The sequence below is a fragment of the Sphingomonas sp. genome (genome assembly GCF_965200105.1).
Lineage (GTDB): Bacteria > Pseudomonadota > Alphaproteobacteria > Sphingomonadales > Sphingomonadaceae > Solisphingomonas.
Map to the genome: position 1 here is coordinate 392,942 of NZ_CBDATN010000002.1, position 21,868 is coordinate 414,809.

General features: G+C 69.5%; 21 protein-coding genes. 4 read left to right on the forward strand and 17 right to left on the reverse strand.

What is annotated here, in order from left to right; all coding sequences use genetic code 11:
* Positions 1 to 40: 40 nt before the first annotated feature.
* Positions 41 to 727, reverse strand: a complete 687-nt coding sequence (locus tag ACOFKX_RS03130; RefSeq protein WP_419825633.1) for an extensin family protein — start codon at positions 725 to 727, stop codon at positions 41 to 43.
* A 100-nt stretch (positions 728 to 827) separates the two neighbouring features.
* Between ACOFKX_RS03130 and ACOFKX_RS03135 the strand changes: the two genes are divergently transcribed.
* A complete protein-coding gene (locus tag ACOFKX_RS03135; protein WP_419825634.1) occupies positions 828 to 2,963 on the forward strand; it encodes a TonB-dependent siderophore receptor in 2,136 nt (711 codons plus the stop codon).
* A 275-nt stretch (positions 2,964 to 3,238) separates the two neighbouring features.
* Positions 3,239 to 5,797: a TonB-dependent receptor gene (locus ACOFKX_RS03140; RefSeq protein WP_419825635.1), complete on the forward strand. Its 2,559-nt coding sequence runs from the start codon at positions 3,239 to 3,241 to the stop codon at positions 5,795 to 5,797.
* Positions 5,798 to 5,897: 100 nt separating this feature from the next.
* Here ACOFKX_RS03140 and ACOFKX_RS03145 read toward each other — a convergent pair whose 3' ends face one another.
* From ACOFKX_RS03145 to metZ, 3 genes are read right to left on the reverse strand one after another with little or no spacing between them, the layout of a single operon-like run.
* Positions 5,898 to 6,686 (reverse strand): LysR family transcriptional regulator, encoded by a 789-nt coding sequence (locus tag ACOFKX_RS03145; protein WP_419825636.1) that lies wholly within the window; start codon positions 6,684 to 6,686, stop codon positions 5,898 to 5,900.
* An 8-nt stretch (positions 6,687 to 6,694) separates the two neighbouring features.
* Positions 6,695 to 7,093: a Co2+/Mg2+ efflux protein ApaG gene (apaG, locus tag ACOFKX_RS03150; protein WP_419825637.1), complete on the reverse strand. Its 399-nt coding sequence runs from the start codon at positions 7,091 to 7,093 to the stop codon at positions 6,695 to 6,697.
* Complete coding sequence (gene metZ / locus ACOFKX_RS03155) at positions 7,090 to 8,298, reverse strand: O-succinylhomoserine sulfhydrylase (RefSeq protein WP_419825638.1); 1,209 nt, start codon at positions 8,296 to 8,298, stop codon at positions 7,090 to 7,092. The genes apaG and metZ overlap by 4 nt, the downstream gene beginning before the upstream one ends.
* Before the next feature lie 93 nt (positions 8,299 to 8,391).
* Here metZ and ACOFKX_RS03160 point away from each other — a divergent pair, with 93 nt between their 5' ends.
* A complete protein-coding gene (locus ACOFKX_RS03160) occupies positions 8,392 to 8,943 on the forward strand; it encodes a glutathione peroxidase (protein ID WP_419825639.1) in 552 nt (183 codons plus the stop codon).
* A gap of 128 nt (positions 8,944 to 9,071) precedes the next feature.
* Here ACOFKX_RS03160 and leuB read toward each other — a convergent pair whose 3' ends face one another.
* The 13 genes from leuB to ACOFKX_RS03225 form a co-directional block, all read right to left on the reverse strand.
* Entirely contained in the window at positions 9,072 to 10,118 is a 1,047-nt protein-coding gene (gene leuB, locus ACOFKX_RS03165) for a 3-isopropylmalate dehydrogenase (RefSeq protein ID WP_419825640.1), read from the reverse strand.
* 47 nt (positions 10,119 to 10,165) lie between these two features.
* Complete coding sequence (gene recO, locus ACOFKX_RS03170) at positions 10,166 to 10,900, reverse strand: DNA repair protein RecO (protein WP_419825641.1); 735 nt, start codon at positions 10,898 to 10,900, stop codon at positions 10,166 to 10,168.
* A gap of 3 nt (positions 10,901 to 10,903) precedes the next feature.
* A complete protein-coding gene (locus ACOFKX_RS03175; RefSeq protein ID WP_419825642.1) occupies positions 10,904 to 11,626 on the reverse strand; it encodes a DUF1796 family putative cysteine peptidase in 723 nt (240 codons plus the stop codon).
* 38 nt (positions 11,627 to 11,664) lie between these two features.
* Entirely contained in the window at positions 11,665 to 12,618 is a 954-nt protein-coding gene (locus tag ACOFKX_RS03180; RefSeq protein ID WP_419825643.1) for a polysaccharide deacetylase, read from the reverse strand.
* A gap of 43 nt (positions 12,619 to 12,661) precedes the next feature.
* Positions 12,662 to 14,584 (reverse strand): excinuclease ABC subunit UvrC, encoded by a 1,923-nt coding sequence (uvrC, locus tag ACOFKX_RS03185; protein WP_419825644.1) that lies wholly within the window; start codon positions 14,582 to 14,584, stop codon positions 12,662 to 12,664.
* Positions 14,585 to 14,663: 79 nt separating this feature from the next.
* Positions 14,664 to 15,203 carry a hypothetical protein gene (locus ACOFKX_RS03190; RefSeq protein WP_419825645.1) on the reverse strand — a complete coding sequence of 180 codons (540 nt, stop codon included), beginning with the start codon at positions 15,201 to 15,203 and terminating at the stop codon, positions 14,664 to 14,666.
* Positions 15,204 to 15,213: 10 nt separating this feature from the next.
* Positions 15,214 to 15,699, reverse strand: a complete 486-nt coding sequence (locus tag ACOFKX_RS03195) for an ATPase (protein ID WP_419825646.1) — start codon at positions 15,697 to 15,699, stop codon at positions 15,214 to 15,216.
* Positions 15,700 to 15,749: 50 nt separating this feature from the next.
* Positions 15,750 to 15,974 carry a F0F1 ATP synthase subunit C gene (locus ACOFKX_RS03200; RefSeq protein WP_419825647.1) on the reverse strand — a complete coding sequence of 75 codons (225 nt, stop codon included), beginning with the start codon at positions 15,972 to 15,974 and terminating at the stop codon, positions 15,750 to 15,752.
* Between the two features lie 29 nt (positions 15,975 to 16,003).
* Entirely contained in the window at positions 16,004 to 16,741 is a 738-nt protein-coding gene (locus ACOFKX_RS03205) for a F0F1 ATP synthase subunit A (RefSeq protein ID WP_419827329.1), read from the reverse strand.
* 18 nt (positions 16,742 to 16,759) lie between these two features.
* Entirely contained in the window at positions 16,760 to 17,077 is a 318-nt protein-coding gene (locus ACOFKX_RS03210; RefSeq protein ID WP_419825648.1) for an AtpZ/AtpI family protein, read from the reverse strand.
* A 170-nt stretch (positions 17,078 to 17,247) separates the two neighbouring features.
* Complete coding sequence (locus ACOFKX_RS03215) at positions 17,248 to 17,613, reverse strand: YdbL family protein (RefSeq protein ID WP_419825649.1); 366 nt, start codon at positions 17,611 to 17,613, stop codon at positions 17,248 to 17,250.
* Positions 17,610 to 17,798 (reverse strand): YnbE family lipoprotein, encoded by a 189-nt coding sequence (locus ACOFKX_RS03220; RefSeq protein ID WP_419827330.1) that lies wholly within the window; start codon positions 17,796 to 17,798, stop codon positions 17,610 to 17,612. Before ACOFKX_RS03220 ends, ACOFKX_RS03215 begins: the two co-directional genes overlap by 4 nt.
* Before the next feature lie 17 nt (positions 17,799 to 17,815).
* Complete coding sequence (locus ACOFKX_RS03225; RefSeq protein ID WP_419825650.1) at positions 17,816 to 20,944, reverse strand: intermembrane phospholipid transport protein YdbH family protein; 3,129 nt, start codon at positions 20,942 to 20,944, stop codon at positions 17,816 to 17,818.
* 98 nt (positions 20,945 to 21,042) lie between these two features.
* Between ACOFKX_RS03225 and radC the strand changes: the two genes are divergently transcribed.
* A complete protein-coding gene (gene radC, locus ACOFKX_RS03230) occupies positions 21,043 to 21,726 on the forward strand; it encodes a RadC family protein (protein ID WP_419825651.1) in 684 nt (227 codons plus the stop codon).
* Positions 21,727 to 21,868: the final 142 nt, after the last annotated feature.

Sequence of the window (21,868 nt, forward strand, 5' to 3'; positions counted from 1 at the left end):
GTTGCCCTACCCCGCCCCCGCATCGGTTGCGAGACGGCGCTCACCGGCAGGCGCGGCCCGGCCCCATATCGAAATGGAAGTGGTTGCGGTGGAGCGCGTTGGCATCGGGGCCGAGCACGACGTTGAAGCGACGGCAACCGGCATCGTGGACGGCGCGCAGAAAGTTGCGCGCATAGGGGTCCGGCCCGTTCCAATCGGCGAGCACGGTGATGCGGCGTCCGTTCGCCAGAACGAAGCCAGATATGTCGACCGCATTGGCGTGGCCATGTTCAGATAGTCGCGCTCCGGGCACGTTGTTGATCGGCCGGCAGGAGTAGGTGCCGAAGCTCTCGATGCGGATCACCGGCGCGTCGAGCCAGGCGACGGCGGCCTTCTGCGTCGCATCGCGCGTCCAGCGGGTGAGCGAGTCGGCAAGCTCGCACGTCATCTGGCCGAGATTGGTGACGGGCATGCCGATATTGTCGAGCCGCACCGCCGCCAGCGCCCAGCATTGATCGGTGTAGAACCGATCCGGCAGCGGCTGGAACCGTGCGCCGTCCGCCGAGAGCCGCGCAAGGCACGCACGCCGCGCCTGCTCGTCCACCACGGGCCGCTGGTAGGGGGACGATGGCGGCACGGCCGATTGCGGTCCGGCACGCCGCGGCGGCACCGGCGCACGGCGCGGCGCCCGCGCCGCCGGGACGCAAGAGGCGAGCGCGATCGGCAGGAGAAAGGCGGAGCTGCGCATTATCCGGCACTAGCACGCGAGGAACTATCGATCGCGAGAAAGTCGCTCTACCGCTTGATAATGATAATGTGTCGCGATAGTGCCACTCCAGGGGGTGACAATGGTTCGCAATCGCATTTCACAGGTCGCGACGCTGCTATGCGGCGCAGGCCTCGCCGCGCCGGCATGGGCCGTGACTAGCGCGGCCAAAGACGCCGACGTCATCGTCGTCACCGGCGCCAAGCTCGACACTATGGCGTCCGCCAGTACCAAGACCGCGACTGCTCTGGCGGAGACGCCGCAGTCTATCAGCGTCATCGGCTCGAACGAGATCGTCGGCTTGGGTCTCCAGAACCTTAACGAGGCGTTGCGCTACGTCGCCGGAGTCACGCCGGACCAGCGTGGCGCATCTGCGGACGTCTATGATCTGTTTACACTGCGCGGGTTCGTGGCACCCGTGTTCCTCGACGGGCTTTATTACGTCCTGCAGAATGACGGCACTGGCTACGCCGCCGCGCAGGCCGACATTTCTCGCCTGGACCGCGTCGAGATCATCAAGGGCCCGTCTTCCGCGCTCTACGGCCGGTCCGGTCCGGGCGGCCTCGTCGTGCAGGACAGTAAGATGCCGCTGGATTGTGGCATCTACGGTTCGCTCGCGGCGACCTACGGTTCCTTCGACCTCTACCGTGTCGATGGCGACGTCGGCGGCCGCTTCTCGGACATGGCGCTGTGGCGCGTCTACGGCAGCGTGAACGGCTCGCACGATCAGCAGCGGTACGGCACGCGCCGCCGGCAGACGATCTCCGCCGCGATGACGCTCGGCAACGGCACACCGACCAGCTTCACGATGCTCGCCAACTACTCGCACGATCCGCGCAACGGCAACTACGGCGTCTTTCCCGCGCTCGGCACGCTCATCGGCAATCCCGCCGCCGGGAATATGAAGATAGCGCCCGACTTCTACGATGGTGAGCCCGACGACTTCTTCAAGCGCAAACAGGCCGGTATTACCTACATCTTCCGCCATGATTTCGGCGGCGGATGGGCGTTCAAGACCTCGGGGCGTTACCAGTATGTGAAAAGCCGGCTCGGCATCGTCTACGTGCAAGGCGCCGCGATCGATCCAACGGCGACGCCTTCGACCATGTACGCCCGCGCCTCCTACTCGACGGACGAGAGCAACAACAGTTGGGTCTACGACAATCAGCTCAGCGGCCGGGTCGCTACCGGGCCGCTGACGCATGACCTGCTGTTCGGCGCGGACCGGCAGGTGCTGCACTTCAACGAGCGGTATGGCTTCGGGTCGGCGACGCCGATCGACGGCTACGATCCTATCTACGGCACGATGCCGACGCCGCGCACGCCCGACCAAGTGCCCGACGGCTTTCTCGGCAGAACCGTCACTCGCCAGCGCCAGCAGAGCGTCTACGCGCAGGACCAGATCGCGTTGGCCGGCCTGCGCCTGACGCTTAGCGGCCGTCACGATTGGGCAAGGTCGGAGAATGGCGGTCCCATCCAGCACGACGATAAGTTCACCTATCGCGTCGGCGCGCTCTACAGGACCGGTCTCGGTATCGCGCCCTACCTCTCCTACTCAACCTCGTTTCAACCACAGGCGGCGACGCTCGTCGACGGGACGCTGGCCAAGCCTTCGCTTGGAAGGCAGATAGAGGGAGGCGTTAAATATCAGGTACCGAACACGCAGATTCTGCTGACCGCCGCCTACTTCCACATCAAACAGACGAACGTCCTGACGTCGGATCCGGTAACCTTCCTCTCGACGCAATCGGGCAAGGTCCGCTCGCGCGGCGTGGAGGTGGAGGCCAGGGCGCCGCTGCCGCACGGCTTCAACGCGCTGTTCTCGTTCAGCCGCCAGAGCGTAAAGATCCTCGAAGATGCCGATCCCGTGCGCGTGGGCCATGGGCCCGAGACCGTCGGGCGCGGCGGCGTCACGGGCAATATCGAGTGGGCGCCGCCCTCAGGCCCGCTGCAAGGCTTCGCGATCGGTGGCGGAGTACGGCATGTCGACCGCATCTACGCCTATGGCAGCGAGGACACGCCCGCCTACACGCTCTTCGACGCACTCGCCCGCTACGATCTCGGCGCGTTCAGCAACCGGCTTACCGGCGTGCAGGTCGCCGTCAACGCCAAGAACCTCACCAACAAGCGCCACCTGACGGGTTGCTACGTCAACTATAACTGGTGTTGGTACGGTGCGCGACGCACGGTGCAGGGCACGATCGGCTACAAGTTCTGATCCGCCGGCGAATGGCACCACGCCGCCCGGTCCGTTCTTGCTCGGTCGTCGTCCAGGTGAGGAGGCGGACGTCGGCCTGTTCTACCGCGCTACCGCCCAGCGCGCGCTGAGTAGGCTTGACATCAAGCCCATGGAGACATGAACCGCTTGTCATCCGCGAGACATGTTACGTCACGGTGCGTCACGAAGTTGTCACCGAATCGCCGCCGGATTGTAGTTCGCCGTGACTAGCCCCCGCCCAACGGCGGACCAACCGCCGCCAGGGGTGCAACATCATGAAGCTCAAGGCCGCGACGGCGCTTGCCGCCGTTCTTCCGTTCGCGTGCGCCGTACCGGTCGCCGCGCAGACCACGCCGACGCCCGAGGAGACCAACGCCACCACCCCGGCGCCCGACGCCGGCGTGGCATCGGGTGCCGAGGCGACTCCATCGCCGACGGCCGGCCGCGGCCTGGAGGAGATCGTCGTCACCGCAACCAAGCGCGAGACCAACCTCCAGAGCACGCCGATCGCGATCTCTGTGGTGAATAATCAGGCGCTGAAGGACCGCCACATCCAGAGCCTGCTCGATTTCGGCGACGGCGCCGTGCCGGGCCTGCGCGTGGCAACCTTCGAGGCGCGCCAGAGCGCGCTCACTATCGGCATCCGCGGCATAGTTCCGCTCGACGCCAACCAGCCCGCGCGCGAGCAGGGCGTCGGCATCTATCTCGATGGCGTCTATCTCGGCCGTCAGCACGGCCTCAACGCCTCGCTGTTCGACGTCGAGCGGATCGAGGTGCTCAAGGGCCCGCAAGGCACGCTGTTCGGCCGCAACACCGAGGGCGGCGCGCTCAGCATCGTCAGCAAGGCGCCGAGCGGCAGGTTCGAGGGCCGCGTCACTGGCGGCGTCGGCAACTACGGCTCGCGCAACGGCGAGGTCCACCTCGATCTGCCTGAAGTCGCAGGCTTCAGCGTGAAACTGGACGGCGTGATCCAGCATCAGGACGCCACCACGAAGAACCCGCTCGAGGATCAGACGGGCTTCAACTATTATACCCGCAAAGGCGTTCGCGCGGCGGTGCGCTGGAAGCCGACGGATAGCATCACCAACGACTTCTCGTTCGACTACGCGCGGGACTCGAACTCGCCCTTCTACAGCCAGCTCCTGAATTTCAATCCGAACAGTTGCGCCGCCGGCCCACAGGCGGCGTCGTCCAATTGCGTGCTGCCGGGCACCGCTTACACGACGCTCACCGGCACGGTGAAGCCGGTGCTGCCGGGCGTGGTCGTCGAGGGCAATGATCGCATGTCCGTCGCGGACATCGGCGTGCCGCAGCAGCCCAGCGTCGACAAGACGCACGGCTTCACCAACATCCTGAAGTGGAAGCTCGCGCGCGAGATCGAACTGCGCTCGATCACCGCATGGCGCGGCGTCAACGTCGAGCAGTGGGACAATAGCGGCGGCGCGCACCGCGTACCGGTGGTGGCGCCCGGCTGCACCGGCACCGGCTGCAACTTCAGTCGCTACAGCCTTGCAGGGCTCAACCAGAACCAGTTCAGCCAGGAGCTGCAAGCCGTCGGGACGATCAGCCGCTTCGACTATGTCGCGGGCCTCTATTACTATAACGAGCGCGTCCACGACGATGCGGCGACGCCCAACTCCGTCGCGATCCGGGGCTACACCACCCCCGGGCAGACCGGCGGCTACCAGTATGTCGTCCTCGATCCGTGCACCGGCTCAGGTGGCTTCGGCTCGATCCGATCGTGCCGCTCGACGGACCGCGCCTCGCGCGTCCGGTCGCGCAGCTACGCCGCCTATGGCCAGGTGACGTGGAACGCGACCGACGAAATCCACCTAACTGCGGGCGGACGCTACACCTGGGACAAGAAGGAGGGCGACCTCCTCACCTCGCGCAACGTCAACTACGTGCTCCGCCCGGACGTCGCCGCGGCCAACGGCTATCAGCGGCTCGACGAGAGTTGGCATCGCTTCAACCCAATGGTTACGCTCGCCTACGACGTGAACAGCGACGTTCACGTCTACGCCAAATACGCGACCGGCTACCGCTCCGGCGGTGCCAGCTCGCGCACGTCCAACTACCAGGCGTTCGATCCCGAGGACGTACGCTCCTACGAGATCGGCATGAAGGCCGATTTCTGGGATCACCGCGGACGCATCAACCTTGCGGGCTACATCATGGACCGCGACGACAGCCAGGTCGATATTAGCTCGATCCAGACGACCACGACGGGCAGCTTCAACAACCTGGTCACGATCAATGCCGACGGCACTACCAAGATCAGGGGCGTCGAGGCCGAGCTGTCGCTGCGCCCGATCGATCGGCTGACGCTGAGCGGATCCTACGCCTATACCTACACCAGGATCCCGCTGGTGCCGATCACGGTCACCGCCGGCGGCATCGCCACCACCGTCCTCCAGCGCTTCTACATCGTGTTCACCCCGCGCAATGCGGCGAGCGGCGCGATCGACTACTCGCTGCCGATGCCGATGGTGGGCGCCGATACGCAGCTCCGCTTCCACATCGACGGCAACTACGCGCAGGCGACGCAGACGTTCGACCAGTTCGGCACCAAGGCCGACTCCTCGTTCATCGTCAACGCCCGCCTGTCGCTCGCGGACATCGCGATCGGCGGCGGGCGCAGCCACGTGACCGCGTCGATGTGGGTGCGCAACCTGTTCAACAAGCAGTATGTCTACCGCCGCGATCCGTCGAACAGCCTGCCCGGCTCGCCGACCACCAGCGCGATCACCGGCAGCATCAACAACGTGCTCGGCGACTATGGCAACTTCAACGCGCCGCGCACCTTCGGCGGCGAGGTCACCGTCAAGTTCTGAGGCTGACAGGGGCGGGGCACAACGCTCCGCCCCACGGTTTCTGCTGCTTGCGCGGTACGATCCATAGCGGACGATCGCCGAGCCGGCGGCTGCATCGGCGTTAATCGCCGGTCAGCACCGCCACGACCGCGCGCACCTTGGCCTGCCGCCACTGCGGCAGGGGCGCGACCAACCAGTAGCGCCGCTCTCCCGGCTGCCGGCCAAGATCGGCGACGCGGCGCGCCTCGATGTCGCCGGCGGCGAGCAGCGCCGGCACCGTCGCGCGCCCGATCCCCGCCGCCGCCGCATCGATCGCCAGCCCGGCGTCTGCGACGGTGAGCACGCGCGGACCTTCCGTCACCGCCCAGCCCGGCCAGGCGATCGCCTCCGCGCCGCCCTCCTCGCGTCCCACCATCATCAGCGTCCCGTCGTCGAGGGCCACGCCCTCATTGTCGCCGGGCCCGCTTGCGTAGAGGATGGCGAGGTCGAGATTCGCCTCGGTGAAGTCGATCCCGCCATCCGCCGCCAGCACGACGAAGCGCAGCTCGGGATCGCGCGCGGCGTAGGCCGCGAGGCGCGGCGCCAGCCAGCGCCCGGCGACGTCGCGGGGCGCCGCGATCGTCAGCGTCTTCGAGGTCTGGCCCGCCCGCATCGCGCGCACCGCCTCCTCGAATTCCAGGAAGCCGCGCCGTAGCGGTTCTAGCCCCGTCTCGCCCTCGGGCGTCAGTTCCAACCCGCGCGTGGTGCGACGGAACAGCACGACGCCCAGCGTATCCTCCAACGCACGCACCTGCTGACCGACGGCGGCAGGCGTGACGGCAAGCTCGTCCGCTGCGCGCGTGAAGGACAGGTGCCGCGCCGCCGCGTCGAACACACGGAGCGCGTTCAGCGGCAGGTGGGTGCGCTTCACGGCCGCTCCTAGCCGGCGGTCGCGGGCGCCAGCAGCGGGAAGCGCGGGATCGCCACGTCGAAACCACGGCCGCCGGCATCGACCATGCCGTATCGACCCTCCATCGCTCCCGTCGGCGTGGCGAGCGGGCAGCCCGAGACGTAATCGTAGCTGTCGCCCGGCTCGATGATCGGCTGGTCGCCGACCACGCCGTCGCCGTCGACCTCCTGCACGTGCCCGCGCCCGTCGGTGATGTCCCAGTGGCGGGTGAGGAGCTGCACCGCGCCGGTGGCGCCGTTCTCGATGCGGATGTGGTAGGCCCAGAACCAGCGCCCGCGCGCCGGCAGCGACTGTTCGGGCATGTAGCTGACGGAGACGCGCACGGTGACGCCGCGCGTTGTCGCCTCGTGCGGAAACAGCGCCCTCACAGGGCTACACTCGTCAGCGCCCGGTCGAAGTCCGCGATCACGTCGTCCGGATTTTCCAGCCCGATCGAGAGGCGCAGCATGCCCTCGGTGATCCCCATCTCGGCGCGCACGTCCGCGCTCAGCCCGCTGTGAGTCGTGGACGCCGGGTGCGTCATCAGGCTGCGCGAGTCACCGATATTGTTCGAAATGTCGACGAGCGTCAGCGCGTCCAAGAGGCCGTGCGCCTGCTCGCGGCCGCCATCGAGGAACAGCGAGAGGATCGTGCCGCCCGCGGCCATTTGACGCATCGCGAGATCGTGCTGTGGGTGGCTGGGCAGGTTCGGGTAGAGCAGGCGCGGCACGCGGCCCTCAAGGAAGCGCGCGACCGCGAGCGCGTTGTCGGACTGGCGGCGCACCCGCAGGTCCAGCGTCTCCAACCCCTTCAACACCACCCATGCGTTGAACGCGCTGAGCGTCGGCCCGGTGTTGCGGTGGAAGGGCAGCAGCGTCTCGGCGATGAACTTGCTCGTCCCGCACACCGCGCCGGCGAGCACGCGGCCTTGCCCGTCCATCATCTTGGTCGCGGAGTAGGCGACGACGTCCGCGCCATAGTCCATCGGCCGTTGCAGCGCGGGAGTGGCGAAGGCGTTGTCGACCACGGTAACGATGCCATGCGCGCGCGCGATGTCGCACACTGCCTTGAGGTCGACGATGTCCAGCGTCGGGTTGGCCGGCGTCTCGAAGAAGAAGACCTTGGTCTCGGGCCGGATCGCCCGCTCCCAGGCCTTCGTGTTACGCCCGTCGACGATGGTGGTGGCGATGCCGAAGCGCGGCAGCAGGTGATCGGTCAGCCAGCGGCACGATCCGAACGCCGCGCGCGCGCCGACGAGATGGTCGCCGGTGGAGAGCTGGCACAGCAAGGCCGCCGTCATCGCCGCCATGCCGGATGCGGTGGCGCGGCACGCCTCCGCACCCTCCATCAACGCGATGCGCTGCTCCAGCATCTCGACCGTGGGGTTCTGGAGGCGGGAATAGGTCATCCCCTCCTGATCGCCCGCGAAACGCGCCGCCGCGTCCGCCGCGCAATCATAGGCGTAGCCAGACGTCAGGAACAACGCCTCCGACGTCTCGCCCCACTCGGAGCGCGCGGTGCCGCCGCGTACCGCCAGCGTGGCCGGCCGCCAACCGGCGGTGACCTCTCGATCCTGTCCTGCGCGTCGCTTCATCGCTCGTCCTTGGCCCCCGGCCGTGGCCGCCGTCAATGCGGCTTGGCCCTGCGCGCGTGGCGGGGCTATGCGAGGTTCGAAGGAGAGACGATGATGGCCACCGCGATCCGGGACATACCGCTCAAGACCAACGGGGGCGCCGCCGCTAGCCTCGCCGATTATGATGGACAGGTCGCGCTCGTCGTGAACGTCGCGTCCAAGTGCGGGCTGACGCCGCAATATGAGGGCTTGCAGGCGCTCTACGACAAGTATCACGACGAGGGCTTCACCGTCCTGGGCTTCCCGTCGAACGACTTCGCCGGGCAGGAGCCGCTCGCCGATCCCGAGATCGCGAGCTTCTGCGACACGCAGTATGGCGTGCGCTTCCCGCTCTTCGCCAAGACGCCGGTGACGGGCGAGGCCCGCCACCCGCTCTATGCCGCGCTGACCGAAGCGCAGCCGGCGACCGATGGCCCCGACACGATGCGCCAGCGGCTGAAGGACTATGGCATGACGCCGACCGATCCGCCGGAGGTGTTGTGGAACTTCGAGAAATTCCTGATCGGCCGCGACGGATCGGTGGTCGCCCGCTTCGCCCCCGATATGGCGCCGGACGATCCGAAGCTAATCCAAGCGATCGAGCGCGAGCTGTTCGCGAGCGAGTGACGGAGGCGCGGGATTGGTGCCGCTCGGACGGACCATATCCGTGCGCCGCACGGTCAACCCGCAGCTCCCATATTGTCCGCACGGCGGAGGATGCGGTGCCGCCCGCGCCTCCGCTTGCGCTCAGACGATCACAGCGCCGCCAGCACCGCATCGCCCATACCTTGGCACGTCACCGCACCGCCGAGATCGGCGGTGCGGTGACCGGCCGCCAGCGCGGCGGCGACGGCGGCCTCGATGCGATCGGCTTCCGCTGCCATGTCGGCCGAGTGGCGAAGCAGCATCGCCGCCGACAGGATCGCGGCGAGCGGATTGGCCCTGCCCTGCCCGGCGATATCCGGCGCGGAACCGTGGATCGGCTCGTACAGCCCCTTGCCTCCCTGCCCGAGCGACGCGGACGGCAGCATCCCGATTGAGCCCGCGCACATCGACGCCTGATCGGACAGGATGTCGCCGAACAGATTGCCCGTGACGATCGTGTCGAACCAGCCAGGATTGCGGACAAGCTGCATGGCCGCATTGTCGACGTACATATGCGCGAGTTCGACCTGCGGGTACTCCGCCGCGACCTCCGTCACCACATCCCGCCAGAGCTGCGAGGTTTCCAGCACGTTGGCCTTGTCGACCGAGCAGAGGCTGCCCCGCCGCCCTTGCGCGGTCTCAAAGCCGACGCGCGCGATCCGCGCGATCTCGTCCTCGTCATAGCGCATCGTGTCGAAGCCTTCGCGACGGCCGTCGTTCGTCTCGCGGCGGCCGCGCGGCGTGCCGAAATAGACGTCGCCGGTCAGCTCGCGCACGATCACGAGGTCCATCTCGCGCGCGATCTCAGGCCTGAGCGCGGAGGCGTCGGCGAGCTCCGGGAACAGCCGAGCGGGCCTCAGATTGGCGAAGAGCCCCAGCTCCTTGCGCAAACCGAGGATCGCCTGTTCGGGCCGCAGGTGCCGCTCCAGCGCGTCACACGAGGGATCGCCGACCGCGCCGAACAGGATCGCATCAGCGCGCCGGGCGAGATCGAGCGTGGCGGGCGGCAGAGGGTGGCCTTGCGTGTGGTAAGCGCCACCGCCGACGGGCGCCTCCTCGAAGGTCAGCCGATCGCCCGCGACCGCTTCCAGTACGCGCACCGCCTCCGCCGTTACCTCCGGCCCGATTCCGTCTCCCGGCAGCAGCGCGATCAGCATGGCGTTCCCCTCGTCACATGTCGCAATGCCAAGCCTCGGGCGGCGCCTCAAGCCCGGGCGAGTCGCGCGATCCGATCGGTCAGCCGTTGCCGCGCCGCCAGCAGCCGCGCCTCGCGCCCGCCGAGCAGGTCCCGTTCAAGGAACAGTCCGGTGATCGCCAGCGCCTGCGCGACCTCCCGCCAACCTGCCTCCCCGCCCTCGATGAGGAAGCGCGGTAGCGGCAGCAGCCGATCCGCATAAGGCTCGCCCGCCGCGCGCGACACCGCGCGGCCGCTCTTCGGGCTGACGAAGGCGAGATCGTCCACGCCCTCCGTCACCGCGCATCGCGCGAGATCGAGGCCGAAGCCGAGTTCGGCGAGCAGCAGCAGCTCGAAGCGCGCGAGCCCGCCCGCCCAGCCGCGCGCCGAGGGCGCCGCCTCGACGGCGTCGAGCAGCGCGTCGAGCGCGTCGGCCACGACCGGGTGGGCGAGCCCCTCCGCCAGTACGCCGGCGACCAGCGCCGTCACCCAAGCGATGCCGTCCGCCGCCAGCGGCTCCTCGTGCAGCCCGGCGCGGCTGTGCGCGAGCTCGACTATGAGCGCGGGCAGCTGATCGTCGCTGCGCGCGCGATAGTCGGCGACGACGCGATTGCCGGGCTGGAGCACCGGCCGCAGCCGCCGCGAGCGCCCGCCGCGCACATAGCCCGCGAGCAGCCCCGCCTCACGCGTCAGCAATCGCGCGACGACGCCGTGCTCGCCGTGAGCCCGGACGGCGCAGACCGTGGCAAGCGCGCGGAGCTGCACGCCTCAACGATCCACCGGCAGCTCGGGATCGTCCCGCGCCGGCGGCAGGTCGAAGCGGAACTGCATGGTCGCGCCGCGCAGCACGAGATCGTCGAGCGGGTTAGCGAACCGCACGCCGTCGATTTCCGATGTCGAGCGATAGGTGCGCAGCCGGTGGCGGCCGATCTGGAAAGGCTCGGCCATGCCCATGGCGAGCACGTCGCGCGCACAGCCGACATTGATGCACAGCATCGTGTTGTCCGGTCCACAGCGCTCGACGGCGTCGCACAATTGGGCGAACAGCTCCGGCGTGACCGGCGCCTCGATGTTGATCATCAGCAAGAGCGTCTTGTCCGGCCCACCCGTCACCGCGCGGAAGCGATCGACGCAGCGGCGGAAGTAGCGCGCATCCTCCGGCCGCGTCGGATCGTGATGGTTGAACACCCACTCGACGCCGAAGCGCGCCTGATAGCTGCGGTGCCGACAGCGCCCCGGCTCGCCACCGCGCTCATGTTCGGCCGGATCGAGGAAGTGCCTGAAATCGTCGTCCAGGATATCGAGCACCATAGCGGGCGTCGAGAAGATCCAGTCGAACGGATGCGATCCGCGCCGCAGCCCGAGCCCTTGGAGCAGCCAGGCGGCGTAGCAGTTCGTGCCGAGCGAGACGGCGTGCACGAAGGGCACGCGCTGGTCGCGGCGGTTGCGCACCAGCGCTGCGATCGCGGGCGCGGACAGGTCGATGCTCATCGGGCTCGTGTAGAGGATCGCGCGTTCGCGAACAGCCGCTAGGGCCGGCCCTCGTAGACGAGATTCGACGCCGCCTGCGCCGCCATGCGGACCCAGCGTCGCGCGGCGCCGGTGGGCGCGGGCGTCGCGGGCACATCCATCGGCAGCGCGTCGAGACGGTCGAGCCGCACGGTCGGAAAGCGGTCGCGCTCCGCCGCCAGGAAGGCGCACAGCCGATCGAAGCGACGCCGGACGAGCCGGTTGACGCGCGATCCGTCGCGGGAGGCGAGCTCGAAGCTGTGGCCGACGATCGTCACCAGCGGGTTGCCCTCGCGCTCGGCGTGGAGGAGCGCGGCACGCATCTCGCCGAACGAGACGGCGCCGATCTGGAGGTGGCGCAGACGCCCCCGGCCGCCGTCGATCAGCGTTACTGGTAATTCAGTGAGGCCCTGCCTCATGGTCGGCGCAACGGCAGCCCTCGGGAGTCCGATCGCGCAGGGCTCGGGCAACATGCTGCCGTTGTGCGTGGTGTCGTAGCGCATCCCCACCGCCGCCGCCGCCGCCAGCGTCGCGTCGTCCGCGCCATAGTTGCCGGCGCGAAACGCCACCGGGTCACCGCCACCTGCCTCGCGAAAGAGCGCGATCGCCCGGGCCATGATCGCGTGCTGCTCCTCGACGCGGCGGCCGCGCATGTCGTGGTCGGCGGTGTCGTCGACGCGCCGGCTGAGCGCATCGAGCCACATCGGGTGGAGGTGGAGCTGCACCTCCTGCCCCGCCGCGACGATCGGCGCGATCATCCGGCGAACGGGCTCGATCCCGAACATCACGGCCGGCATCGGATCAACGAAATAACAGGCCCGCAGCCCGTGCCGCGCCAGCCTACCGAGCTGGTAGGACACGCCGACGCCCGCCGCCTCGTAGGAGCGGCGCAGATTCTCCTCCCAGCCGCAGCCCGCGAGGTGGGCGCGCCAGGTGAGTTCGGTATCGACGCTGATGAGCACGCGGGTCGTCATGCCCCGCGACTACCACCGACCGCCGGCTATGGCATCTTGCGTGTCAGCCGTTCGCGTGGAAATGATCGTGGATGCTGCGCGCCATCGCCTTGGAGATGCCGGGCGCGCGCTCCAGATCCTCCAGCGCGGCGGCGCGCACCGCCTTGGCCGAGCCGAAGTGCATCAGCAGCGCCTTCTTGCGCGACGGGCCGATGCCGGCGACGTCGTCGAGCGGGTTGGCCGCCATCGACTTGGCGCGCTTGGTGCGGTGTGCGCCGATCGCGAAGCGGTGCGCCTCGTCGCGCAGGCGCTGGAGGTAGAACAGCGTCGGCGAGTTCAGCGGCAGCATCTGCTCGCGCCCGTCGGGGAGGTGAAAATGCTCGCGGCCGGCGTTGCGGTCCGGCCCCTTGGAGATGCCGACGATGGCCACGTCCTCGACTCCCGCCTCCTGCAAGGTCGCGCACACCGCCGCCACCTGCCCCTTGCCGCCGTCGATCAGCAGCAGGTCGGGCCACTCGCCCGATCGGCGCTCGGGATCGTCCTTCTCCAGCCGGGCAAAGCGGCGCTCCAGCACCTCGCGCATCATCGCGAAGTCGTCGCCGGGCGCAGTCTCGGGCCGCTTGATGTTGAACTTGCGGTAGCTGTTCTTGCGGAGGCCCTCCGGCCCCGCGACGATCATCGCGCCAACCATGTTGGTGCCCATGATGTGGCTGTTGTCGTACACCTCGATGCGGTTCGGCGGCCCGTCCAGCTCGAACAGCTCGGCGACCTCGCGCAGGATGCGACCCTGCGTCGTCGATTCGGCGAGGTGGCGGTCCAGCGCCTCCTCGGCGTTGCGCGTCGCCTGTTCCAGGAGCCGCCGCTGCTCGCCGCGCTGCGGGCGCTTCAGCTCCACCTTGCGCCCCGCCTTCTCCGCCAGCGCCTCCGCCAGCAGCGCGCCTTCCTCCAGCTCGCGATCGAGCAAGACGAGGCGCGCGGGCGGCACCTCCTCGTAGAATTGCGCGAGGAAGCTCGTCAGCACCTCGTCCGCCGGCACGTCGGCGGTATGCGCGGGGAAGAAGCCACGATGGCCCCAGTTCTGGCCACCGCGAATGAAGAAGCCTTGAATGCAGGTGGCGCCGCCCTTGCACGCCATCGCGAACACGTCGGCGTCGGTCACGCCTTCCGCGTTGATCGCCTGGCTGCCCTGGATGAAGGTCAACGCCCGCAACCGATCGCGCAGGATCGCGGCGAGCTCGAAGTCCATGCTCTCCGCCGCCGCCGACATCTGGTCGCCGAGCTTCTTCTGCACCTGCGTCGACTTACCGGCGAGGAAGCTCTTCGAGTCCTCCACCAACTCCGCGTAGGCAGCCTCGTCGATGCGCCCGACGCACGGCGCCGAGCAACGCTTGATCTGGTGGAGCAGACACGGACGCGAACGATTCTGGAAGAAGCTGTCGGTGCAGCTCCTGAGCAGGAACAGCTTCTGGAGCGCGTTCAGCGTCCGAGTCACCGATCCGGCGGAGGCGAACGGCCCGTAATACTGCCCCTTCGCCCGCCGGGCGCCGCGATGCTTCTGCACGCGCGGGAAGGCGTGATCCTCGCGAAGCAGGATGAAGGGAAAGCTCTTATCGTCACGCAGCAGCACGTTGTATGGCGGGCGGAAGCGCTTGATGAGCTGCGCCTCCAGCAGCAGCGCCTCCGCTTCCGAGCGCGTGGTGACGATCGTCATCGAGCGCGTCTGCGACACCATGCGCTGGAGCCGCTTGGTGAGCCGAGACACCTGCGTATAGTTGGTGACGCGGTTCCTGAGCGCGCGCGCCTTGCCGACGTAGAGCACGTCGCCCCGCGAATCCTGCATCCGATACACGCCGGGCCGTGCCGGCAACGTCCTCAGCACGTTGCGGATCGCCGCCACGCCGGCCTCCAGATCGGGTTGGTCCGACCCGCGCACCGTGTAGGTGGACTTCTCCTCGGCGAAGCGGTCAGTGGTCGGCCCGTCGGTCACGGGTGCGATCTAGGCGCTGGACGTCCCGATTTGAACCGCAAGCGCACTCGCCACGGGCGGCGCGACGTCGCCGACGTTCTCAGCTCAGCCCGGCAATCGTCCGACTGACGAGCGCGCGATCCGCGTTGGGATCGTCGCGATCGGCGATGATGCGCGCGGCGGCGGCGGCGGCGGCCTGCGCGGCGCGCGCGCGGACGTCGGCAACCGCGGTTCGCTCGGCCGCGGCGATCTTCTCCTCCGCCATGCGGCCGCGCCGTTCGACCAAGGTGTCGGCGTCGGTACGCGCCTTCTCGACGAGTTGCTTCGCCTCGACCTCGGCATGGGCGAGGATCGCTTGCGCGTCGGCGTGCGCGGCGGCCTGGCGGCGGTGCGCCTCGGCGAGCAGCGCCTCGGCCTCGTCGCGTAGCGACTTCGCCTCGTCCAGCGAGCGACGCGTGTTGGCGATACGATCGTCGAGGATCGCCGCGATCCGCTTGTGCGCGCCCGCCACGAAGAAGGCGACGAGCAGGAAGATGGTCAGCGAGGCGTAGACCCAGCCCTCGGAGTCGAGCCCGAGCAGCTTGGCCTCGGCGGGATGATGCTCGGTCTGGACGATCGCGGCGGATGTATCGGTGGCCATGTCGCTATCCCTACCCCGCGAGCGCCTGCCGCGCGGCGGTCCTCGCCGTGTCCGCATCCGGGCGCGTGCCGACCAGCACTGCCACGATGTCGGCGGCAGCCTCCGCAGCGATGCGCTCGATCTCGCCGGCTGCCTGCCTGCGTGCCGCCTCTAAAGAGGCGGTGGCCTGCTCGGCCTTGGCGTGCAGCGTCTCGTTGGCCGCGCCGAGCCTGACCTCGGCGTCGCGAGTCGCAGACGCCTTGGCGTCGGCTACGGCGCCCTGCGCACGGACATGCGCCTGCGCCATCTCGGTCTCGTAGCCGTGGTGGACGCGGTCGGCGTCCGCCTTCGCAACCTCGGCGGCGGCGATGTCGCCTGTCACCTTGCCCTCGCGCTCGTCAATCACGCGCGCGAGCTTCGGCACCGTCGCGCGGACGATGACGAAGTAGAGGATCGCGAAGAAGACGGCGAGCCACGCAATCTGCGGCGCGAAGTTGGCGAAGTCGAACTGGGGCATCCCGGCCTCTTGTGCGAGGCGGGCGGCGCGAGGCCGCCCGCCGCTTGACGTCAGGAGAAGGCGAGCGCCAGCGCGACGACCGCCGCGATCAGGCCGAGCGCCTCCGTCACGGCGAAGCCGAAGATCAGCCGGCCGCCCATCTGCGCGTCGGCGGACGGATTGCGCAGCGCGCCCTGCAGATACATGCCGAAGATGGTGCCCACGCCGATCGCGGCGAGACCCGCACCGATCGCCGCGAGGCCGGCGCCGATTACCTTGGCGGAAGCTGGATCCATGTCTCTTTCCCTTCTTTCGTAGTCAGTTGTCAGTGGAGATTGACGGCGTCGTTGAGGTAGATCGACGTCAGCAGCGCGAACACATAGGCCTGCACCACCGCGATCAGCACCTCCAGCGCGCACAGCGCGATGTTCACGCCCAGCGGCAGGATGCCGAATACGTAGGGCAGCGCGCCGAACGAGCCCAGCGTCACCACGAAGGTGCCGAACACCTTCAGCAGCACGTGCCCCGCCGTCATGTTCGCGAACAGTCGGATGGCAAGCGTGAACGGCCGCGACAGGAAGGACACGAACTCGATCAGCGCTACGAACAGGCCGAGCACGATGTTCGTGCCCTTGGGCCAGAACAGCGAGAAGAAGTGCAGCCCGTGGCGCGCGAAACCGACGATCACCACCGTCACGAAGACGAGAAGCGCGAGCCCGAGCGTCACCGCGATATGGCTGGTGGGCGTGAAGGTGCCGACCCACGGGATCAGGCCGAGCAGATTGCAGAACAGCACGAAGATGAAGATCGAGAACACGAGCGGCACGTAGCGCCGCCCTTCCGGCCCGACATTCTGGTCGAGCATCGATCGGACGAAATCGTAGGCATATTCCACCGCCGCCTGCCAGCGCCCGGGGATGAGCTTGGGGCTGGCGGTGCCGACGATCAGGAACACCGCGATGCCGGCCAGCGCCACCGCCATCCACAGCGACGAGTTCGTGAACGACACGTCGTAGCCGTGAAGCGCCAGCGGCTTCAGGCGGACGATATCGAACTGCTCCATGGGACTGGCCAAGGCGTCTTATCCCTTCGCCGCCACATCGTTGGCGGTACTGTTGTCGAATTGGGCCGAAGTCTGCATCGCGCGCCGGGTGCCGGCGGCGAAGCCGATCACCAGCATCGCGATCATCGCGAACGGCCGCGTGTGCAAACCCGCATAGGTGTCGATCGCCCAACCGATGGCGGTGGCGACGAGCACCGTGCCGACGAACTCGATGCCGATTGCCCAGCCACGCCCCTCGGCGCGGGCGTGCGAGTGATCGGCAGCCGCGTGCGTGGCCTTGGCCGCGGCTATGCGGCGGCCAAGCTCGTCTCCGTCGCTGCGCCGACCGTCGGACAATGCGGACCCCTGGACCCTGCCCCCGGCCGCTAGGGCCCGAGGCTTCAATGAAAACGCGCCGCTACCGGTCAAGCCGGCATGGCGCGTCACAACCGGCGGCGGACCGCCCGGGCGCAGGTCCCTTAGAAAGCGCTATCCATCAAGTCAACCGGGCGGGCGCGGCGCACACCCTAGCCGCAGGTGGCGGGCAGCTTGGCCGTGCCGCTCTTGGTCGCCCAGACGCCGGGCGCGACCGAGTAGGCGCGGCCGTCGCGCAGCTTGCCGATGGTCGAGCAGCCAGCCGAGATCGCGAACTCCTCGATCGAGACGTTCTTGCCCTGCGCGGCCTGCGTGTAGACCTGCCTCCGCTTGATGTTGATCGCGTCCACCTCAGCCTTGAGCGCGCCCGATGGAGGCTTGGGAAAACCGAGATAGCCGTCGACCTGCTCGCCGACAGCGCCCGAGTCGAGCCCGGCCGCGACGGCCCCGGACTGCGCCGTCGCGGCACCCGCGAGGGCGAAGGCGGCGACGGCGGAGAGGATGATGGCACTCCTCATTTCGGGAACAACTCCGGATTGGCGCTGATGACGTCCTCGGCATCCTTCTTCAGGCTGACGACGACCTCCTGTCGCACGTTGATGTTGAGGTTGATCTCGATCGGCTTGTCTGGCGCCTTCACCGAAACGCAGCCGGCGATCAGCAGGCCCGCAAATGGCCAGAGCGTATCTCGTCCTCGTCTCATCGTCGATATGACGTGGGTCATCGCACGGCCTCGCTTGCGGTGGGCTGAATGGGAGCGCCGCCAGGCGCCTCGCTGACCCTCGGGCCATGCCCCGCCTGGGGCAGCAGCAGCGAAGGATCGGCGTAGGAGCGCGCGGTGCCGACCAGCGCCCGGAACGGCGCCCGCACCGCAATGTTGAATCGGAACGGCAGGTCGTGGAGCAGCCGCGCGGCATAGCTCGCGTCCGGCGTCGCCTGGCGCACGCCCGCGAAGGCGACGCGGCTGACGATCTCGCCGTCCAGCCGCCCGTCGAGCGCGATCGACAACTGCGAATAGCGAATTGCCTTCAGCGCGTCGAAGGCGAGCTTGCCCATCGTCCCGATCGATTGGCGCGAGAGCTCGCCGACATAGGCGATGGTGCCGCCAGGCGGCCGAGCCACGATCGAGCCCCCCTCGATCCGCCCGCCCGCCTGATCGAAGATCATCGGCAGCACGCCGTCGAAGGTGCCGGTGGCGGAGAGGTTGGGAAGCGCCAGCTGCTGCACGAAGGCGGCGGCGTCGAGACCGGACAGCCGGAACGTCATGCGGCGCCACGCACCATCGCCGAACGCCAGCACGGTCGGCTCCAGAGTCAGCGTGCCCGCCGCGAACGGCCAGCGCGCATCCTCGACCGCCACGCGCTGATCGGGCAGCAGCCGGTAGTGCACCGTGCCGTCGGCCACGATGACGCCGGGGTTGATCTCCGCAATCGTCGCGCTCTGTGCCGGCGGCGTGACGAGGCCGAGCAGGTCCGAGAAGTGGATCGCGCCGCGGATTCCCGTCACCGGTCCGAAGGCGGCGGCGAGATCGATGCGGTCGGTCGCGAAGTCGCCGCTGCTGGTCACGCCGGCGGCGTTCCAGGCGATGCGTCCGTTTCCGGCGACCGTACCCGCGACGTTGGCGATTACGCCCAGCGTCAGCGGCGTCAGCATGTCGGGCTGGAATGCCTTGTCAAAGCCGATGCCCGGCACCGTCAGCCGCGCGTCGCCGGCGCCGCTTCTCAAATCGTGGCGGAGCGCGACGTTCGCGACCTCCCGCCCCGTCCTCGGTTCGGCGAGCACGCCGCTGGCGGCGATGCCGCCGCCCGCCAGCGTCAACGTCACGTCGCGCGCCGCCATCGTGCGGAAGCGCGGGCTCGTCCCCGGGTCGGACAGCGCGAGCCCGCCCGTGAGCGCGAGCCTGCCGTTCGCGAACCGCCAGCTTCCCGCCGCGTCCGAGAGGGCGAGCGGTACGCGGGCGATCTGGCCGCCGGCGCGGGCGAAGCGGCCGGAGAGGTCGCCGGCGAAGCCGCCGTCGATCCGGGCGACCTCCAGCCTCGTGATCGCGTCCCCCGCTCCGACCCGCGCCGCCAGCGCGTCCACCTCCAGGCCCGCGCGATCGACGCGCACGCGGTCTGCCGCGAGCGTGAGCGGGGACGATCCCGATCGGCCGGCCAGGCGCGGGCGCTCCACCGCGAACCCCGCGCGAACGACGCCGTGCCGCATCGAGGCGATGGGCCCGCCGTCCAGCCCGCAGACGCGCAGATGCGCTGTGTCAAACTTCGTGCCGGCGATCGCGAGCGCGCGGAAGGCGATCGGCACGCAGCCTTCTCCGAGCACCAAATCGCCGCCGCCGATCCGCCCCGCGAGCGGCACCGACAGCCCTTCGATCGCCCCGCCGCCGAGCGGTCCGTCGAGCGTCGCCACGGTGGCGAAGCGGGTGTGGCGCCCGCCCACGAAGCGGACCGGCGCTAGCGCCAGCCGCGCGCCGCCCGCCACGTAGGGCGCGATCGTCGCGGTACCGGCGACGGGCGCGGCGGCGCGGGGCTGCGTCAGCGCGAGCGCGACGCCGGGCAGCCCGCCGCCACCCGCCTCGATCCGTCCGTCGGCGCGCCACGCCCGCTCGGCCACGCTCCAGCCGAAGCCGCCGCCCTCCGTCACCCGCGCGTGCGCGCCGCTCGCCGCCGTGAGATCCAGCCGGCGGACGCGCACCGCCGTGCCCGCCGGCCCGCCCGCGGTCAGCGCCACCTGCATCGTCGCGCGCGCGTCGGCCGCCGCCGCCGCCAACGCGGAGGCCAGGCGCGACGCCAGCGGCGCGACCGGCGTGCCCGCAAGCTTGTTCCCTGCCGCCGCCAGTGCCTTCCGGCGCCGCCCGTCGAGCCGCGCGTGATCGAGCGTCACGAGCCCGGCATAGACGAGGCCCGCCGCGCCAGGCACGTAGCGGTAGCGGCCGTCGGCGCGCGCGCCCGTCGCCGCCACGTCGTCCGTCGCGACGCCGGCCACTGTCAGGTGCGTCTCGCCCTCGATCCGTCTCGGAGTGCCGCCGACGCCGATCGTGCCGCCGAGCGCGCCGAATCGTGTGCGCCCCGCCTGCCCCGCGAAGCCCGAGGGCGCGAGCTCGCCCCGCCAGCGATCGAGCGTGGCCGCGAAGGCGAGGTCGGCCCGCGCGCGCCCCGCCCCCGTCGCGATCGTGGGGCAGGTCAAGCTGTCGAGCGCCAGTGGTCCGGCGACGCGTAGCCGCCGATCATCAACGGCGAGGCGCACGTCCGCCGTGGCGCCCGACATCACGCAGCCGCCGGCCGCCAGCCGCCTGCTCGCCGCGCGCACCCGCCCGCGAAAGCCGTCCGAGAGCCTGCCGCGCCCGCTCACCGCCGCGATCACCGTGCCCGCCGGCGCCTCCAGCCGGACGATCGCGTCGTCGAGCGTCGCGGCCACGTGGGGCAACGCCAGCGGCGCGCCCGAGGGTGCCGGCAGCAGCCGGTCGATCGCGCCGAACGTCACGCGGCCATCGATCACGCGCGCGCGCAGCCGCACGCCGTCGGCCGCGACCGCCACCAGCTTCGGCCCGTGCAGCCCGTAGGAGAGCCGAACATCGACGACGCGCGCGACGAGATCGGGCGCGCGCGGGTCGCCGATCGAGACGTCCTCCAGCCGCTGCGCGAAGGGCCCGATCGCGGCGATGCGGTACCGCGCCGGGACGCCACGCGCCGCGAAAGCGCGATCGGCGTAGTGGGCGACGATCGGCGCGCGCTCGATCCAGGCGGCGGCGATCCCGACGACGACCAGCCCGCCCGCGATCGTGCCCGCCACCACGACGCGCGACCGATCGCCCGCGCGATCGGCCGTCCCCGTCTCGTGCCCTTCCGCCAAGCCTCGACCCTTGCTCCCTGTCCGCGCATTAGGCGAGAGCTCGCGCCACCGCCAGCGGCCGATTGCGGGCCGCGCCCGCGCTGCTAGCGTGCGCGGCGATGAGCGACGCTGTTCCCGATGCCGCCGGCCACCGTTCGCGCCTGCGCCGGCGCCTGCTCGATCATGGCGGCGAGACGCTCTCCGATCATGAGGTGATCGAGTATCTGCTGGCGCTCGCCATTCCGCGTCGCGACACCAAGCCGCTCGCCAAGGCGCTGCTGCGCGAGTTCGGCGGGCTGGCGCCGCTGCTCGCCGCGACGCCGGCGCAGACGATGCGCGTCGCCGGCATGGGCGAGGGCGCGGCCGCCGCGCTGCGCATCGTCGATGCCGCAGCGCTCCGCCTGCTGCGCCAGCGCGCGAAGGAGGGCCCGGTGCTGGCGAGCTGGCAGGCGCTGCTCGACTATCTCCAGGCCGACATGGCGCATATCGGGATCGAGCGCGTGCGCCTCCTCCACCTCGACACCAAAAACCGGCTGATCCGCGACGAGCTGGTCGCGGAAGGCTCGACCGACCAGGCGACCGTCCATATCCGTGAGCTCCTGCGCCGCGCGATCGAGCTCGGCTCCGCCTCGCTCATCCTCGTCCACAACCATCCCAGCGGCGATCCCTCCCCCTCACGTCAGGACATCGCTCTCACCAAGGAAATCGCGGCAGCTGCCAAGCCGCTCGGCATCGTGCTCCATGACCACATCGTCATCGGCACGACCGGCCATGCGAGCCTTAAGGCGCTGGGGGTGTTCTGATAGGCGGGTGGTGGGACGCCGTCTTTTATTGGGCGCGAACTCTCCCGCCGCAAGCTGCACTCGCGCCCAGACTTGCCGTGTTCGAGTTCTGCCAAGCGCCTCCAAGAGGCCACATCATTCGCTGATTACGACAGCGGCCAAT

What these genes read in the sequence shown, in the direction of transcription:
- ACOFKX_RS03130 (WP_419825633.1), bottom strand. Translation starts at nt 727, where the DNA reads ATGCGCAGCTCCGCCTTTCTCCTGCCGATCGCGCTCGCCTCTTGCGTC.
- ACOFKX_RS03135 (WP_419825634.1), top strand. Translation starts at nt 828, where the DNA reads ATGGTTCGCAATCGCATTTCACAGGTCGCGACGCTGCTATGCGGCGCA.
- ACOFKX_RS03140 (WP_419825635.1), top strand. Translation starts at nt 3,239, where the DNA reads ATGAAGCTCAAGGCCGCGACGGCGCTTGCCGCCGTTCTTCCGTTCGCG.
- metZ (WP_419825638.1), bottom strand. Translation starts at nt 8,298, where the DNA reads ATGAAGCGACGCGCAGGACAGGATCGAGAGGTCACCGCCGGTTGGCGG.
- ACOFKX_RS03160 (WP_419825639.1), top strand. Translation starts at nt 8,392, where the DNA reads ATGGCCACCGCGATCCGGGACATACCGCTCAAGACCAACGGGGGCGCC.
- leuB (WP_419825640.1), bottom strand. Translation starts at nt 10,118, where the DNA reads ATGCTGATCGCGCTGCTGCCGGGAGACGGAATCGGGCCGGAGGTAACG.
- ACOFKX_RS03175 (WP_419825642.1), bottom strand. Translation starts at nt 11,626, where the DNA reads ATGAGCATCGACCTGTCCGCGCCCGCGATCGCAGCGCTGGTGCGCAAC.
- ACOFKX_RS03180 (WP_419825643.1), bottom strand. Translation starts at nt 12,618, where the DNA reads ATGACGACCCGCGTGCTCATCAGCGTCGATACCGAACTCACCTGGCGC.
- ACOFKX_RS03190 (WP_419825645.1), bottom strand. Translation starts at nt 15,203, where the DNA reads ATGGCCACCGATACATCCGCCGCGATCGTCCAGACCGAGCATCATCCC.
- ACOFKX_RS03195 (WP_419825646.1), bottom strand. Translation starts at nt 15,699, where the DNA reads ATGCCCCAGTTCGACTTCGCCAACTTCGCGCCGCAGATTGCGTGGCTC.
- ACOFKX_RS03200 (WP_419825647.1), bottom strand. Translation starts at nt 15,974, where the DNA reads ATGGATCCAGCTTCCGCCAAGGTAATCGGCGCCGGCCTCGCGGCGATC.
- ACOFKX_RS03205 (WP_419827329.1), bottom strand. Translation starts at nt 16,741, where the DNA reads ATGGAGCAGTTCGATATCGTCCGCCTGAAGCCGCTGGCGCTTCACGGC.
- ACOFKX_RS03215 (WP_419825649.1), bottom strand. Translation starts at nt 17,613, where the DNA reads ATGAGGAGTGCCATCATCCTCTCCGCCGTCGCCGCCTTCGCCCTCGCG.
- ACOFKX_RS03220 (WP_419827330.1), bottom strand. Translation starts at nt 17,798, where the DNA reads ATGAGACGAGGACGAGATACGCTCTGGCCATTTGCGGGCCTGCTGATC.
- radC (WP_419825651.1), top strand. Translation starts at nt 21,043, where the DNA reads ATGAGCGACGCTGTTCCCGATGCCGCCGGCCACCGTTCGCGCCTGCGC.